Below are 16,059 nucleotides of genomic sequence, written 5' to 3' on the forward strand. Positions count from 1 at the left end.
CTTAGAGGAAAGAGTATGAACGTCAAAACATCTAGATTTAAGCTTCCCACCGTTTACACCATACTTTTTATAATTATTGCTCTTGTAGCTGCAATGACTTGGGTTATTCCGGCAGGAAAGTACGATTATAAAACTGCTGATACTCATCAGTTGATCAAGGCTGCTGATGTGGCTGATTATTCTGGTGGAGAGCGTTTACTGCCTATCCCTGGATCTTACACAGAATTAGAGTCTTCTCCTCAGGGTGTGGGAGACGTTTTACTTGCCCCTATCAAGGGCTTCCATGAATCAGCAGATGTCGCATTGTTTGTGATTATCATCGGTGGCTTTCTTGCGGTAACCATGCGCACAGGCGCTATGGACGCGGGTGTGGCCGCGGTAGTCGATCGTTTTAAAGGTCATGAACAGTTTCTAATTCCCATTCTTATGACCTTATTCGCCCTTGGTGGTACTTCATTTGGCATGGCCGAAGAAACAGTCGCATTCTGGGCGTTAATACTGCCGGTGATGAGTGCGGCAGGTTATGACCGTATGGTAACTGCAGGTGTTATTTTGCTTGGCTCAGGTGTTGGTGTTTTGGCATCAACCGTCAACCCGTTCGCTACCGGTATTGCATCTCGCTTTGCAGGTCTGCCCATAGGCGAGGGTGTCGTGCTTCGTCTCGCTATTTGGGCTACTTTGCTACTTATCGCCATTGTCTTTGTGATGCGTTATGCGGCAAAAACGAAAGCGGATAAATCTCTATCCATACTCGATGGCGTTGAGTTTGATGATGAATTCAGTAAAGAGCCTCAAACGCTAGAGTTCACTCCCATTCGAAAACTCACAATGAGTGTGTTTTTTGGTACCTTCTTAGTCATGATCTATGGCGTGATCCCATGGTCAGATATGGGGATCACCTTTGTTCCTACTTTGGGTTGGTGGTTCGATGAACTCTCTACCTTGTTCTTTACTGCCTCTATAGTGATTGCTCTCATTAACCGTGTTCCCGAGGCAAAATATATTGAGACCTTTATCGAAGGGGCTCGAGATCTTATTGGCGTTGCCTTAGTGGTAGCAGTTGCTCGCGGCATATATGTCGTTATGGGTGACGGGCAGATTATTGATTCTATCTTGAATTGGTCGGAGGGTATGGTTCAAGGGCTTAACGGTGGCGTATTTACCGTAGTTGCCTACATAGTACATATCGTACTGGCTTTCTTTATTCCTTCAACCTCAGGGCTTGCGACAGTTTCCATGCCACTGATGGGCCCACTTGCCGACTTCTCGAATGTCAGTCGTGACATTATGGTGACGGCTTACCAATCAGCGTCGGGATGGATCAACCTGTTTGCACCAACGGCGGGTCACTTGGTTGCGGGTCTAGCTTTGGCCCGAATCCCTTATGGACGATTCCTCAAATGGGTGATGCCTTTCATTGTCATTTCTTTCTTCGTTACGTGCGTGTTGCTTTATATAGGGGCCACGATTTAACGTTGAAAAATGCGCTTATATGAGCGCATTTTTTCTCTGCTTGATTATTACTTGAGTCACATATTGAAATTTTCTGAGCGTCTATCATTTCTATATTGAGGACAGTAATTGCTCAGAGGGAATAATCATGAGACTAAAGGGGTTGCTTCAACTACTTAGTGCGTTTGTTTTGGTGTTTATGCTGATTCGTCCTGCGCTGGCTGTTGAGCCGGTGTACAGTGATTTCTTTGGTAAAGCGATTCAGGGTTATGATCCCGTTGCTTATTTTACGGAGCGCAAACCTGTAGAGGGAAGTAAACAATACAAGTATGAATGGAATGATGCGACTTGGTACTTTTCCTCAAGTAAAAATAAAAGTGCCTTTATCGATAATCCTGAGAAATACGCACCGCAATATGGTGGCTATTGTGCTTGGGCTGTGAGTCAGGGGTACACCGCTAAGATAGACCCGAGTGCTTGGTATATCCACGACGATAAGCTGTATCTAAACTATAACAAATCCATTCAAGCTAAATGGCAAAGAAACGTTCCCGAAAACATCGCTAAAGCGGATGCTAGTTGGCCAAGTTTGTTAGCCAATTAGCTCAGAGCAATGATATTCCCTCAAGAGCATGGCTCTTCGAGTAGGGTTAAGAGCTTTTGGTGTGGAACATAAGTCAATCAGGTTTGTCCGTATTGAGCCAGAAACGGCTTAGACGATTTACAACATGCTGAACAAAAGAGTTTAAAGCATACGTATGCCTTGTTTCGTTGCAATCTCTTACGTTGCATCGCAACTCTTCAATAAAAGCTTCTTCGGTTTTGTTTTCTAAAAACATCTGATACATGCTGTTCTCTTATCAAAATGGTTTATTCAATGATGTATTAGATAGAGCAAATGTCATGCCAAGAAAACAATGGGCATAATTTCAATTGGTTAAGTTAGTTGCACTAAGAGCATTGTCATATAGATAATCTTTCTTGTTATCGATAATACAAATAGTTATCATTTGGGTAATCCAATGAGAATTTGATGGAGCGAAAAGGTGAGAAGGTATGTTTTGAGTCAATCAAGATTACTTATTCTTTCTCGCCTGTTTGTGAAACAAGCTCTAATCTAAAAGAATTAGGTCGTTAACCGAGTAGTGAATATGAGCCGAAAAAAACCAACACCAAAGCGCGTCACTGTAATCAGTTCTGATCAAGTATCCCCAAATATGCAGAGAATTCGATTAAAGGGTGAAGCGTTAGCAGCGTTTCCCGAGGATTGTGAGGGGAGCTATATAAAGTTCTTATTCGATTCTGAAGGCAACACGATTGCAGCTATGGTGGAAGGACAAAGACCTGTTATGCGAACGTATACGATACGTCGCTTTATCCCTGATGAAAGTACCATTGAGGTCGATTTTGTTCGCCATATTACCCACGACTTACAATGTGGTTTTGCGGCTCGCTGGGCCAATTCCGCTATGGTCGGAGATGAAATCAGCATCATGGGGCCTGGCCCAATAGCTGATATTAACTTAGAGGCCGATTGGTTCTTCATGGTCGCGGATATGACAGGCCTTCCGGCACTATCTGCAAAGGCTCGCACTCTGCCTTCTGATGCTAAGGGCTATGCTGTAATTCAGGTTCATGAGAAAGATGATATTCAGTCCATTGAACTCCCTACGAATATGCAAGCGGTATGGATCCATGCAGGAGATTCACTAAGTGAACATGCGCAAGCACAGACATGGCTTGATGGAAATCCATTTGTCTGGGTCGCTACAGACTTCGACTCTATGCGAGAGCTGCGACAGTACTTCAGAAATGATAAAGAAATCGATAAACAAGATATCTATATCAGTAGTTACTGGAAGCAAGGCGTGTCAGAAGATGGCCATAAGGCTATCAAGAAACAAGATGCTGAAGAGAGTGGTTTTTAGCAGTCGTAATGAGATTATCAAAAGCCCTGCATTTGCAGGGCTTAGTTTTTATGGGGTTGTTAGGGTCAACAGACCCTAGCTTCTATTTGCCGGAGTAATAAATAATCACAGCGTCATCATCTAGGGCTCTAGAGAATCCATAGCCACGGTCTTGCTTGATGTCTTTATGCACTCCGCCACCAATAGCTGGGTGGCGTTGGCGGAATTGCCCCAAAGTTTGCCAGTGTGCAAGAAGCGCTTGTCGCTCGGCATCTAGCGCCCAAACCATATCGGAACGAGTTCCTTGGTGAAAGTCATCGGCATATGGGCCAATGTCACGTGCCACCTCATCACCGTAATAGATCTGAATCGCCCCAGGAGAAAGCAATAAGGCATTAGCGGCGTTGCGTTGCATCTCTAACGATTTAAATCGAGCAAAGAACAATTCAGTGTCATGTGAAGACATATAGCTTACTGGGGTATAGCCAGGGTTATCTTGAATTTCTACACTGTAATTGGTGTAGGTTTTTCGCATATCAGAGAAACAAACCGCTCCACGGTCTAGCTGCTTTTGCATATCGAAGTTAATCAACGCATCAAAGCCTTCATCGGCATAAGGTGAGCGATAAGCAGAATGAGCCCATACTTCACCCATCATCCAAAAGGCTTCTTGCGGTCGGTTGTTCTCTTTTTGCCATTGAGCAAGATTCTCACTGGCCTTTGCCTTGAGGTCGAGCCACACATCACCCTCAACGTGTTTTACTGTATCTACACGAAATGCATCAATACCAAAGCGCTTAACCCAGTCGGTTTGCCACTCTACCAAGTAGTCAGCCACACGATAATCGTCTTTCTTAACCACTCGTGTGCCAGGGTTATCCAACAACCATTGTGGTGGTGTTACAGTCTTATCCGACTCGGTTTTAAAGTCAGGCAGTCCAGCTAGGGTGAGTGTTTTATCGCTGCTTCCCGGGCTGTCATAACCAGGTAAGCCAGAGCGAACCCAATCGGCTCCCCACCACTGCGACCAGTTCTCACTCTTGTAGTCGACAAGATCATGTGAAGAGTGCCAGTTTTTGCCAGGCTCAGGCTTCCATTGTGTCAGGTCTTTACCTTGAGCATCAGGGGTGAGTACTTGCAAATTATCATGCTGAATATCCGCAAGCGTAGCGTAGCCTGGGTGGTTGATGACCGCATCGAGCATGACCTTGATGCCACGCTTATGTGCCTCTGTGACTAATGTTTTTAGGTCTTCATCGTTGCCGAAATTTTTGTCAATCTTGGTAAAGTCTCGGGCCCAGTAGCCGTGGTAGGCATAAAATGGAAATGAGCCTTTGTCGCCGCCACCGACAAAGCCGTGTACTTGCTCAACAATAGGCGATAGCCAAATGGCATCCGTGCCTAGAGATTGAATGTAATCTAGCTTTTCTATAACGCCTTTTAGGTCACCGCCATGGAAAGTGCCGACTTCTTGTTGGCCATCCTTAAGGCGACCATAGCTGTTATCGTTACCTTGCTCTCCATTGTTAAATCTATCCACCATGACGAAGTAGATATTGGCGTTGCGCCAGTCTAGTGCTTTATCTACTTTCGGTTTGCTGACAAGCTTTTCGATGAGCATGACAGCGCCAGTCTCTCGAGTGGGGTTGAAAGTGACGGTGCCATTTTTCACTGTTGCGGTTTGCCCACTAAAGGTTTCTTTAAGCTCAGTGCCATCTGCAAAGGTGCCTGCAACGTTAATTACGGCTGGCATGTCGGTATAGGTTTCACAGCCTACTTTAGGAAGTGGGCGAACGAACTCTTTCTTGGTGGACTTCTTAGGTTGACGCTTTATGGACAGCGTTTGCTCTTGGTCGTCATAGGCTATGGCGTAATCGCCGGAAAAACGTATCTTAATGGGCAGTTCTGTTTCTGCATTACAGTTCAAACCAAGGGGGGTATTAAAACGAATACGTTGCTCTTCTGGTGCAACACACTCCCCATCAATGCCGGTGACCTTAAATACGTAACTGTCTTTATTGAGAGTGACAACGAGAGGCTCGTTCGCATTTAGTGGATAATCTCTAGCGGTGGTTGTGGTGGCAATGGAGACATTTGGATCTGCATACGCAAGGCTACTTGAGAGAGTGATGGCTGATAATACAGCGCAACAAGTGAGGCTTTTGTTCATGGTCATTAATACTCAATCCCTGATTTATCGATTGGGCCTAGAATGACCAAGGCTAGGATGGAGCTCAATTAAAGTGATTAGATTTTGTAAGCGAGATCATCAACTGTGCAAAGGTTGAGGCTGTTTGAGGGATTATTTGCGCCTCACTTTTTGTTATAGTATCAACCCACTTATGCCATCAAGTTCACATCTATGCGTCTGTTTCGGTTGTCTCTTTTTGCTAGTTTATTCTTATTGTCTTGGCCGTTACTAGCAGCGACCAGTCCCACTTGGTATTACCCCTTTATTTCAGAACAGTACTCATCTTGGAGTGAGACTGATTTTCGCCAATCCGGTGAATGGTTTGATTGCGCAGAAAACGATAAACCACTGTTTTGTACCGATGAGGTGAAGATTCACCATACCCCGATGTACGCAGAAGTTACCTTTGACCATGCCAAGGAACCTGTTTTAGAGCTCAATGGTGAGTTTAGCCTCACCTATTTCAATAATCTGCAATTAGGGCTTCGACAAGATGGCTTTCAATTGATGAAAGTAGTGATTGATGGTGTGACGCTCGATGTTGAATTGGCGTTGATCAACAAATCTGAAACTGAGGTAGATAGAGAAGTACTGCAGCTGATTAACCGCTATCCAGCGACCGAGCCAAGGGCCCTTTCTTGGCGAAGTGCTGATCAGAAGCGCTTTGTTGAGTGGCGCAGTGATGGCCGTTCGATTGAGATTGTTTATCAGAGGTAGGGTGTGGCTATGAGCCTTCTGAGGCACTGAAAATGTGGTGCTTAGTTCACACTTTGTCATTTAAACACCCCAATTGAAAACTCTGCAATTGAGCCCAACAAGCTCTGCGAATAGGATGGGCAACAAAGGTCTACGGACTTAACTTATCTCTTGGAGTTTTTCATGGTACAGAAAGTATCTATAGCCCCTCAAGGGCCAAACCTATCCGAACTTGTTCAAGGTTATTGGCGTGTTGGTGATTGGGGGATGAACCCTCATCAGCGCCTTGATTTCTTGAAGCAACATGTGGATCTCGGTGTAACGACGGTTGATCATGCGGATATCTATGGCAACTATGAGTGTGAGCGTTTGTTTGGTGAGGCGTTAGCGCTAGATAAGAGCATCCGTCAGCAGATTGAGATCGTTACTAAGTGCAATATTATGTTGTGTGGCGATAAGACACCTGAGCGTAAGGTTAATCACTATAACTCGTCAAAGCAGCATATTGTTGCTTCTGTTGAGAATTCACTGCGTAACTTGCAAGTGGAAAACATCGATGTGTTGTTATTGCATCGTGCTGACGCTTTGATGGATGCAGACGAAGTGGCTGATGCATTTGCTGATCTTAAGAGCTCTGGAAAGGTCTCACATTTCGGCGTGTCGAACTTTACGCCTCGTGGTTTTGAACTGCTTCAATCTCGTTTAGACGCACCACTGGTGACTAATCAGGTTGAGATTAACCCACTCAACTTTGATGTGACTGAAGACGGCACCTTAGATCTGATGCAAACATTGCGCACTCGACCAATGGCATGGTCTTGCCTCGGCGGTGGCAGCATCTTTAGTGGTACTAATGAACAAGCGGTGCGTGTTAGAGAAGAGCTGGAAGCCCTGAAGGAAGAGCTAGGTGCAAGTAGCATCGATCAGGTTATCTATGCTTGGGTTCGCAAACTGCCTTCTAAGCCACTAGCGATTATTGGCTCTGGTAAAATAGAGCGTGTTGAGTCTGCCGTTAAGTCCCTTGAGCTAACGATGACCAACGAGCAATGGTACCGAGTCTGGATCGCTTCAAAAGGGCACGGGGTGCCATAGGCCAACCCTCATCTTAAATTTAAGACCACGCCTCGGCGTGGTTTTTTTATGCTTACGACTTATTTGAGCCCCAAGCTAGCACAATGTTAAAGGCTAATTAATACTGAAGGGTAAAGATCCAAGCAATCTTTGCTCGGTATAAAGAGCATGAGTTGTTGAATTAGGAGCAGGACGCGCGATGCAGCAGTTAAGCAGTATGATCATGCAAAGACAGCGGTGGCTGAAAACACTATTGGTGAGTGCACTGTTGCTGACGCTTACAGCATGCACAGCCAAGCTTATGTATCGTAATTTAGATTGGGCCGTTTTGGAATTCATTGAGGACTATGTCAGCTTGGATGGCGATCAAGAAGAGATACTCGAACTTCAATTGAAGCAATTTACCCAGTGGCACAAAACCGAAGAGCTTCCGCGCTACGAAGCACAATTACAAACTCTCTATGATGCAGACCTATCGCTCGTCGATGAAGATTTCTTAATTGAGCAACACCAGATGTTTAGAACGCACATCAAACGCCTGGCTAATGAGATCACACCAGAGCTCTATTCTTTGTCTAGATCTATGTCAAAAGAGCAAATAGATGAGTTTTTGCGGAATTTAACCGAACAGCATCAGGACTATTCTGAAAAATATTCTCAAACAAGCGAGCGGAAGACGAGAACCCGTTACAAGGAGCGAATTGAGAAAAATTTGCGTAGATGGTTGGGAACTTTATCGATCGAGCAAAAAAACATCGCTTATGAGTGGTCGTCAAGCATAGAGCGAACACATCAGGACTGGGCGGTCTATCGGATAGAAACTCGAGATCGTATCAAGACCATGTTCGCTCGTAGAGACGACCCGTTTTTTTATCAAAAAGAGTTAACAACCCTTATAAACAATCCAGAGCAAGGTTATTCAAGTGAGCTCATAGGCAAATTGGAGCGCAACAGAGCATTAGCCAATCAAAGTATATTAGCCATCATATCTACCGCCTCTGCGGAGCAAAAGCAGCACTTTAAAGAAGAGATAAAAGATTGGTTAGAATTGGTTCAAGAGCTGCAATCTGACTGAACCTAAAAATCAAAAGACCTTTATTTGCCTTTTTTTAGTTATTGCGCTCAAAAAACTTCGTGCTGATTTCTAAATTACACCATGATTGAAATAATTAGTTACATATCACTGGTTAAGGTCGTTGATTTTCGCGAATACACTGAACGACTATTCATCTGTTTGATATGTTGAAATGAAGTCCTATATCGAAAAGATTATTGATTTAGAAAAAGGTTGTTCAATGAAAAAATCTTTACTTGCAGCGAGCTTGGCAAGCACCTTGCTTTTAGTTGGTTGTGGCGAGGCTCAGAAGCCTATGCAATCTGCAACTGCACCAACTGTAATTGTGGAATCGGCAGCACTTATCGCCCATCAGCCAAGTAAGGCTTACGTGGGTCGCGTAGAAGCGGTCGAGGATGTAGACATTACTGCACAGGTTACTGGCTACTTAAAAGAGCGCCACTTCCAAGAAGGCCAAATAGTAGAGAAAGGACAGCTTCTTTATACAATCGAACCTTCGTCGTTTGAAGCTCAAGTAGCGAGTGCTAAAGCATCTGTTGCGCAGGCAACCGCGAATTTAAAGCGCGCAGAAAACGATTATAAGCGTGCGAAGAATCTATTACCGAAGGGCAATATCTCGCAGTCAGAGTATGACGCTCGTCAAGCAGAACAATTAGGTGCGGCTGCGCAACTTGAAGCGGCTAAGGCGCAATTGTTACTAGCAGAAGTTAATCTCTCATATACCAAGATTACAGCTCCTTTCTCTGGACGTATCGCCGATACCAAGGTGAGTATTGGTGATTTGCTGTCTGCTTCTTCTGGCACTTTAACAACCCTAGTTAGCCTTGACCCTGTGCATGCTTCTTTCCAATTGAGCGAGCGAGAGCGTCTACAACTTGGCGTCGATAAATACGAAGGCGACGGCGAGTCTAATAGTGGTGAAGTAGAGGTAACGCTGAACCTTGAAGATGGCCAGCAACACCCTGAGAAAGGCACATTAGATTTCGTGGGTAACCGTATCGACCTAACCACAGGTACCTTGGCTGTGCGTGCATCAGTACCAAACAGCAAGCATACTTTATTACCGGGACAACATATCAATGTTGTTATTGCCTCGACAGAAAGCCAACCTGCAGTAGCAATCCCACGTCGTGCGGTTCAGACTGATATTGCTGGTGATTTTGTGATGATCGTAACCGACGGCAACGTAGCAGAAAGACGTAATGTCGAACTAGGCGTACAAACACCAGAGGGTGTGATTGTTAAGACGGGTCTTGGAGAGGCCGATAAGGTTATCGTTGGCGGGCTTCAGCGGGTACGTAATGGCTTGGCTGTGCAAATAGCTGACGCGAAACCAGAAGCGTCGGAGTAACGATATGCTGAGTCGATTTTTTATCCAGCGCCCTAAGTTTGCGCTGGTTATCTCCATTATCTTGACGCTGGCGGGTGCGATTTCACTGGCGGTATTGCCTGTGTCTGAGTACCCAAGAATCAGTCCACCTTCGGTAAGCGTAACGGCCTACTACACAGGTGCAAGTGCCGAAACCGTTGAGCAGGCCATTGCCGACCCAATAGAAACTTCGGTGAATGGCGTAGAGGGCATGATTTACATGTCTTCAAAGAGTGCTAACGATGGTTCGTATAACCTTAACGTGACGTTCGAGGTCGGTACAGACCCTGATATGGCACAGGTAAACGTGCAAAACCGTGTCACGCAGATAGAGTCTAAGCTTCCTCCTGAAGTCCGCGCTGTGGGTGTGACGGTTAAGAAACGCTCTCCTGATATGTTGATGGTATTGAACTTCTATTCACCTGAAGGTACCTACGACGATCAGTTCTTGATCAACTATATCAACCTTAATGTTAAAGACCAGCTGGCGCGTGTTAAAGGCATCAGTGAGGTGAGCGTTGTTGGTGGTGGTGAATTCTCAATGCGTGTTTGGCTAGATCCAGAGAAGCTAGCAAGCTTGGGTCTCACTACGCCGGATGTCTACGCAGCATTGTCAGAGCAAAACATACAGGTAGCAGCGGGTAAAGTAGGCGCACCACCGTATGAAGCGGCGACAGATGTTACCTTTAACTTGGTAACTAAAGGCCGACTAGAGAGCGTTGAAGAGTTTGAAAATGTCATGCTTCGCGCTAACCAAGACGGTTCAGCTGTTTACTTGAAAGATGTGGCTCGTGTTGAACTCGGTAAGAAGTTTTACGACGGCTCTGGTCAGTTCCGTGGCCAAGATGCTTCTATCGTTATTTTGAACCTTCAATCTGACGCTAACGCCCTTGAAAGTGGCGGCTTAGTTATGGAGATGCTGGACAACCTCAGCGTTAACTTCCCTGAGGGAATGGAGTACGAGAGCAGCTACGACACCACTATTTTCGTTGAAGAATCTATCAAAGGGGTGGTAAAGACCCTAATTGAAGCGATCTTGTTGGTAATCGCTGTAACCTACCTGTTCTTGGGTAGTGCGCGTGCAACCTTGATTCCTGTGGTTGCGATCCCTGTATCTCTTATCGGTACGTTTGCGGTTATGCAAATCACCGGATTTACTATCAATACAGTAACCTTGTTTGGTCTCATACTCGCCATCGGTATCGTGGTAGATGATGCGATACTGGTTATCGAAAACGTTGATACTACGATGGGTAAGGACCCTTCTCTCACGCCACGCAAGGCTACCTTGATGGCAATGAAAGAGGTAACCGGTCCGATTGTCACCTCAACCTTGGTATTGCTCGCGGTATTCTTGCCGGTAGCTATGTTGCCTGGTATCACCGGGATCATGTATCGCCAGTTCGCACTGACCATCTGTATCTCAGTGGTGATCTCGTCGATCAACGCATTGACTCTATCTCCAGCATTGTGTTCATTAGTACTGAAGCAAGGCGGTGGTAACACCTCTAACTGGTACAAGGCATTTAACAATGGCTTAGACAAGGTTACAGCAGGCTATGGTCGCCTTGCTGGCTTCTTGGTGAAGAAAGCGATCTTGTTGTTCGTGTTCTTCATTGCAGCGGTGGCAGCGGTAACTTACTTTGGTAAAAACACCTCAACAGCATTCGTACCTCAAGAAGACAAAGGCATCTTGCTAGTCAACGTGCAGCTTCCTGATTCCGCGTCTCTGTCTCGTACCGAGGCTGTAACTGATGAGTTAGTCGCGCTAATTGAGCAAGAGCCAGGTGTTGAAGGTATTACAGCCGCAACGGGCTACGCGTTTATGACAGGTGCAGCTGCTTCTAACGGTGCTTCTCTGTTTATCAAGTTGAAGACATGGGATGAGCGTGCTGCGTTGGATGGCGAGCATTCGTCGTTTGCTATTTCGAATCGTATCAATGGCATTGCCGCAAACAAGATCCCGGATGCAGTAGTATTTGCGATGGGTCCTCCAGCGGTTCCTGGTATGGGTTCGGCGTCTGGATTTGAGTTTGTACTTGAGGATACGCTGGGTCGTAGCCGTACGGATTTGGCACAATTGATGAACGATGTGATTCAAGAAGCCAATAAGCAACCAGAGATTGCGTATACCTTTAGTACCTTCCGCGCCAATGTGCCGCACTACTATGTGGACATTGATCGTGAGAAAGCGAAACAGCTTGGTGTATCTCTAACGGATATTTTCCAAACCCTTCAGGGTAACCTTGGTTCAATGTACGTGAATGACTTCACTATGCTAGGTAAGAACTTTAGGGTAACCATGCAGGCTGATAGTGAATATCGTGGTTCGATGGATGATCTAGGTCGTTTCTTCGTACGCAGCAACCAAGGCGTAATGGTTCCGTTAAGCACTTTAATTACCCATGAGCAGGTGTTTGAGCCAGATGTCGCTTGGCGTTATAACATGTATCGCTCTGCGGTCATTCAAGGCCAACCAGGCCCAGGGTATTCTAGTGGTGATGCTATTGCGGCAATGGAGCGCGTAGCAGAAGAAATGCTACCACAGGGCTACCAGTACGAATGGACTGGCATGGCATACCAAGAAAAATTGGCAGGTAATCAGGCAATCTACGCGTTTGCGTTAGCTCTGATCTTTATCTACCTATTCATGGTGGCTCAGTATGAGAGTTGGACTATTCCGATTGCGATTATCCTAGTGGTACCTATCGCAACCTTGGGCTCATTCTTGGCGCTGAACTTGGCGGGAATACCTTTGAACTTGTATGCACAGATAGGCTTGGTTCTACTCATAGCGCTCGCCGCAAAGAACGCAATCTTGATTGTGGAATTTGCAAAGAATGAACGTGAACAGAACGAACTAGAAATCGATAAAGCAGCGGTTATGGGTGGTATCCTTCGCTTCAGAGCGGTGAACATGACTTCTTGGTCGTTCATCCTAGGCATCTTCCCACTGGTGTTTGCGGCAGGCGCAGGTCACATCAGCCAGAACTCGCTGGGTATTTCCCTGGTCGGCGGTCTGTTGTGTGTACTTCTAGCGGGTACTTTGTTGATCCCTGGCTTCTACGCACTAATTCAAAAACTACGTGAAAAAGCCCACGGCGGTAGCACCAAGCTTGTAGACCTTGATGACGAATAACCGATAGGGTTGAATCGATAATGAATTGAAGAGCCACATGAAAATGTGGCTCTTTTTTTGTTTAGAGGACGTCATACTGCCATTTCTATTGCCACTGCGACTGTCATGCCGCGGAATAATACCAATCACACTAAGTAAGTGATCAGAAATAGCGTAGGAAAAATTCTCGAGGACGAGGCAGAATTTTTCGATAAGTAGTTATTCTACAATCAAAAATTCTAACGCAGTCATCGAGAACTTTAACAAGCTAGGATGACCAGTTATATAGTACGATTGGTATAAGGTGGCGTATACCGCTATTTCGCCACCGAAACCTCATCGAGCAAATACAAAATGGATTGATACGAGACGCCGCTGTGATGGGATAATCCTATCTCACAGGTTCTGCTGTTGCTGAAGCCTCTAGTGCAACCCTTTGGTACCTGCTCTTTAAGTGGGTGAACGGCTGCCGCATTAAGCTCGGGTGTGGTAAAGCCTTTATCTCCTGCCCAGCCACAGCACTGAATGTGTTCAGGCACAATTACCTTTGATGTGCAGGCATTCGCCAGTGTCATCATAGTCTGCTCGAGCCCCATTCGTCTTGAGCTGCAGGTGACATGAAGCATGACGGGTTCGTTGAGCGGTTTGATATTTAGATGCTCTAGCAAATAAGCTTCAGCAAACCCCGCGGGCTCAAGGATTTCTAATGGCCTTGAGAAGTGCTCAATGCTGCGCTTGGCACAAGGGCTGGTATCCATTAGTACTGGGTATTTTCCTTGGTCACTTGCCTGCCAAAGAACAGCCTCGAGCTCATTAGATTTTGAATGGGCAAGGTCATTCATCCCTTTGCTCTCATAGGGCATGCCACAACATTGCTCATCAAGCTGTTGTGGAATAACTATTTCAAAGCCTGCTTTGTTTAAAAGGGATAGCGTCACCTCGGTGAGCGACCTTTGATCTTGGGCGTCATTTTGCTGCCCCATGTTGCGACTAGCGCAAGAGGGCATATAGACGACTTTTTTGTTTGAAGTCTGTTGTGCTGAGGCTTGCTTCGCCAAATCAAAACGGTTGGCTTGTGGGTATTCTTTTAACCAAACCGGTGTGGCCTGCTTAGTGAGTTTGCGAAGTCCGTTAGTTAATTTTTCAACGGTGTTTTCGCCCATCAATTTTGAAGCGGTTTGATTGGCAGAGAGTCCCGTCTTTGCCAGTTTACTGGTGGTGGTAAAGTGATCGGCTGTCCATTTAGCGATAGAAGTATATTTTGCGTACTTCTCAATGCGTAATTGCTTAATAAGGTCGCCAGTATTAATGCCAACAGGGCAGCGGTCAGCACAAAGCCCAGTTGCTGCGCACGTATCTATGCCTTGATAATTAAAGGTTTCTTCCAGCTCTGAGGCGCTAGTATCTTCTCCGGCATCTCGTCTGCGCTGAAGTTCGCGATACAACACAATGCGTTGTCTTGGGGATAAGGTAAGCGTCCTTGAAGGACAAACGGGCTCACAAAAGCCACACTCGATACAGCGATCAATCAAGGAGTCTGCAGCAGGCATCGGCTTAAGATTTTCTATGTGTGAGTGTGGGTTGTCATTGATGATCACTCCAGGGTTAAACAGCCCTTCAGGATCAAACAGGGCTTTTATCTGCTGCATCAAGGCATAGCCTTCTTTGCCCCATTCAAGCTCTACATACGGAGCCATGTTCCTACCGGTGCCGTGTTCTGCCTTAAGTGAGCCTTGGTATTTGACTGCGACAAGGTCGGCAACATCATCCATAAATTGACCATAGCGTTTAATTTCTGATTGAGAATCAAAGCCTTGAGTAAACACAAAGTGCAGGTTGCCTTCTAGTGCATGACCAAAAATAATCGCCTCACTGTAGTGATATTTATCGAACAAGGCTTGAAGGTCGCGAATTCCATTAGCCAAATTTTCAACAGGGAAGGCCACGTCTTCGATGATCACGGTTGTTCCCACTTCGCGCACAGCGCCCACGGCAGGGAACATTCCTTTGCGTATACCCCAAAGGGTCGCAACGGTGGCGGACTCGCTGGTGAAAGGTACTGATTCTATGATGTTATAGGTTTCTAAGCCTTGCATGACTTGCGAGCATTGTTCATCAAGTTGTTGTGGGTTATGGGCGTGAGATTCAATCAAGATAGCCGTGGCATCTAGATCTAGATGCCTAATGAACTCTGGCATTCCTGATTTGTCAGCCACAGAGCGAAGTGCTCGTCCATCCATTAGCTCAACCGCTGCGACTGGCAGTTTCGATAGCGTTGTTACCGCCAGACTTGCCTCTTCAATGGTAGGCAATACAAGCAATGCTGAGGCCTTGTTCGGATGTTCTGCTACGGTGTTGTAGGTGATCTCTGAGATAAAGCCCAGAGTTCCCTCTGAACCTATCATTAGGTGTTCGATGACGTCGATAGGATCGAGATAGTCCACTAGAGCATTAAGGGCGTAACCTGTCGTGTTTTTGAGGCGGTACTTATGTTTAATCTTTTCTGATAGCTCAATGTTGTTGTACACATTCTCACATAGTGCGGTGATTCCTTGAATGAGCTCAGGGTTAGCAGATTTAAATGCTGCGATACTTTCAGAACTGCCGGTATCAAGCTGAGTACCATTACTAAACACCAGCTTCATGCTAGCAACGGTTTTATAAGAGTTCTGGGCAGTACCACAACACATACCACTGGCATTATTCGCCGCGATACCCCCTATTTTGCAGGTGTTAATGGAGGCAGGGTCAGGGCCAATCTTTCGCTGGTAAGGGGCGAGATACTTATTAGCATCCGCACCAATAACGCCAGGTTGCAGTACAATCTGCTCACCATTATTAACGATCTCGTGCTTTCTCCAGTCATCGGTTAAAGTAATCAAAACAGAATCCGACAACGCCTGACCAGATAAGCTCGTACCGGCCGCACGAAAGGTGCAGTGAATACCAAACTCGCGACAGCTATTAATGGCAAAAATCACTTCATCTAGGTCATTCAGCTGCAACACTATCTTCGGAATCAAGCGATAAAAGCTGGCATCAGTACCATACGCAAGGCGTTTGGCTTCCTGAGTAATGATGCGTTCGGGCGCAATTTTTGATGCCAGCAAGGCTTCGAGCTGTTGAAAAGAGTCAGAGGAAGGTAATTGGGTCATTAAATGCGTCCTAGTCGAAGTGTTT

General features: G+C 45.9%; 10 protein-coding genes. 8 read left to right on the forward strand and 2 right to left on the reverse strand.

Annotated elements, in window-relative coordinates; translation table 11 throughout:
- Nucleotides 1–15: 15 nt before the first annotated feature.
- The 3 genes from D5I41_RS05020 (at nt 16) to D5I41_RS05030 (ending at nt 3,380) form a co-directional block, all read left to right on the forward strand.
- Nucleotides 16–1,473, forward strand: coding sequence for a YfcC family protein (locus D5I41_RS05020; protein ID WP_119008803.1), 1,458 nt, complete (start codon nt 16–18; stop codon nt 1,471–1,473).
- Nucleotides 1,474–1,600: 127 nt separating this feature from the next.
- Nucleotides 1,601–2,056, forward strand: a complete 456-nt coding sequence (locus D5I41_RS05025) for a YHS domain-containing (seleno)protein (RefSeq protein ID WP_119008804.1) — start codon at nt 1,601–1,603, stop codon at nt 2,054–2,056.
- A 547-nt stretch (nt 2,057–2,603) separates the two neighbouring features.
- Entirely contained in the window at nt 2,604–3,380 is a 777-nt protein-coding gene (locus tag D5I41_RS05030) for a siderophore-interacting protein (RefSeq protein WP_119008805.1), read from the forward strand.
- Between the two features lie 82 nt (nt 3,381–3,462).
- Here the strand turns inward: D5I41_RS05030 and D5I41_RS05035 are convergent, their stop codons facing one another.
- A complete protein-coding gene (locus D5I41_RS05035) occupies nt 3,463–5,535 on the reverse strand; it encodes an alpha-amylase (RefSeq protein ID WP_119008806.1) in 2,073 nt (690 codons plus the stop codon).
- Nucleotides 5,536–5,721: 186 nt separating this feature from the next.
- Here D5I41_RS05035 and D5I41_RS05040 point away from each other — a divergent pair, with 186 nt between their 5' ends.
- The 5 genes from D5I41_RS05040 (at nt 5,722) to D5I41_RS05060 (ending at nt 12,900) form a co-directional block, all read left to right on the forward strand.
- On the forward strand, nt 5,722–6,267 hold the full coding sequence (locus D5I41_RS05040; RefSeq protein WP_119008807.1) for a hypothetical protein: 546 nt from the start codon (nt 5,722–5,724) through the stop codon (nt 6,265–6,267).
- Nucleotides 6,268–6,429: 162 nt separating this feature from the next.
- A complete protein-coding gene (locus D5I41_RS05045; RefSeq protein ID WP_119008808.1) occupies nt 6,430–7,338 on the forward strand; it encodes an aldo/keto reductase in 909 nt (302 codons plus the stop codon).
- A gap of 178 nt (nt 7,339–7,516) precedes the next feature.
- Nucleotides 7,517–8,392: a DUF6279 family lipoprotein gene (locus tag D5I41_RS05050; protein WP_119008809.1), complete on the forward strand. Its 876-nt coding sequence runs from the start codon at nt 7,517–7,519 to the stop codon at nt 8,390–8,392.
- A gap of 220 nt (nt 8,393–8,612) precedes the next feature.
- Nucleotides 8,613–9,743, forward strand: a complete 1,131-nt coding sequence (locus D5I41_RS05055) for an efflux RND transporter periplasmic adaptor subunit (RefSeq protein WP_162892794.1) — start codon at nt 8,613–8,615, stop codon at nt 9,741–9,743.
- A gap of 4 nt (nt 9,744–9,747) precedes the next feature.
- Nucleotides 9,748–12,900: an efflux RND transporter permease subunit gene (locus D5I41_RS05060; protein ID WP_119008811.1), complete on the forward strand. Its 3,153-nt coding sequence runs from the start codon at nt 9,748–9,750 to the stop codon at nt 12,898–12,900.
- Nucleotides 12,901–13,196: 296 nt separating this feature from the next.
- On the opposite strand, the gene D5I41_RS05065 is transcribed toward D5I41_RS05060, so the two are convergent.
- The gene (locus D5I41_RS05065) at nt 13,197–16,034 is read right to left on the reverse strand and encodes an FAD-binding and (Fe-S)-binding domain-containing protein (RefSeq protein ID WP_119008812.1); all 2,838 of its coding nucleotides are present in this window, start codon (nt 16,032–16,034) and stop codon (nt 13,197–13,199) included.
- Between the last annotated feature and the right edge of the window lie 25 nt (nt 16,035–16,059).

This window comes from Vibrio superstes, from assembly GCF_003569005.1.
GTDB lineage: Bacteria > Pseudomonadota > Gammaproteobacteria > Enterobacterales > Vibrionaceae > Vibrio > Vibrio superstes.

Excerpts from the sequence above, each read along its gene's own strand:
- D5I41_RS05040 (WP_119008807.1), top strand. The coding sequence starts at position 5,722 with ATGCGTCTGTTTCGGTTGTCTCTTTTTGCTAGTTTATTCTTATTGTCT.
- D5I41_RS05050 (WP_119008809.1), top strand. The coding sequence starts at position 7,517 with ATGCAGCAGTTAAGCAGTATGATCATGCAAAGACAGCGGTGGCTGAAA.
- D5I41_RS05045 (WP_119008808.1), top strand. The coding sequence starts at position 6,430 with ATGGTACAGAAAGTATCTATAGCCCCTCAAGGGCCAAACCTATCCGAA.
- D5I41_RS05020 (WP_119008803.1), top strand. The coding sequence starts at position 16 with ATGAACGTCAAAACATCTAGATTTAAGCTTCCCACCGTTTACACCATA.
- D5I41_RS05065 (WP_119008812.1), bottom strand. The coding sequence starts at position 16,034 with ATGACCCAATTACCTTCCTCTGACTCTTTTCAACAGCTCGAAGCCTTG.
- D5I41_RS05030 (WP_119008805.1), top strand. The coding sequence starts at position 2,604 with ATGAGCCGAAAAAAACCAACACCAAAGCGCGTCACTGTAATCAGTTCT.
- D5I41_RS05060 (WP_119008811.1), top strand. The coding sequence starts at position 9,748 with ATGCTGAGTCGATTTTTTATCCAGCGCCCTAAGTTTGCGCTGGTTATC.
- D5I41_RS05025 (WP_119008804.1), top strand. The coding sequence starts at position 1,601 with ATGAGACTAAAGGGGTTGCTTCAACTACTTAGTGCGTTTGTTTTGGTG.
- D5I41_RS05035 (WP_119008806.1), bottom strand. The coding sequence starts at position 5,535 with ATGACCATGAACAAAAGCCTCACTTGTTGCGCTGTATTATCAGCCATC.
- D5I41_RS05055 (WP_162892794.1), top strand. The coding sequence starts at position 8,613 with ATGAAAAAATCTTTACTTGCAGCGAGCTTGGCAAGCACCTTGCTTTTA.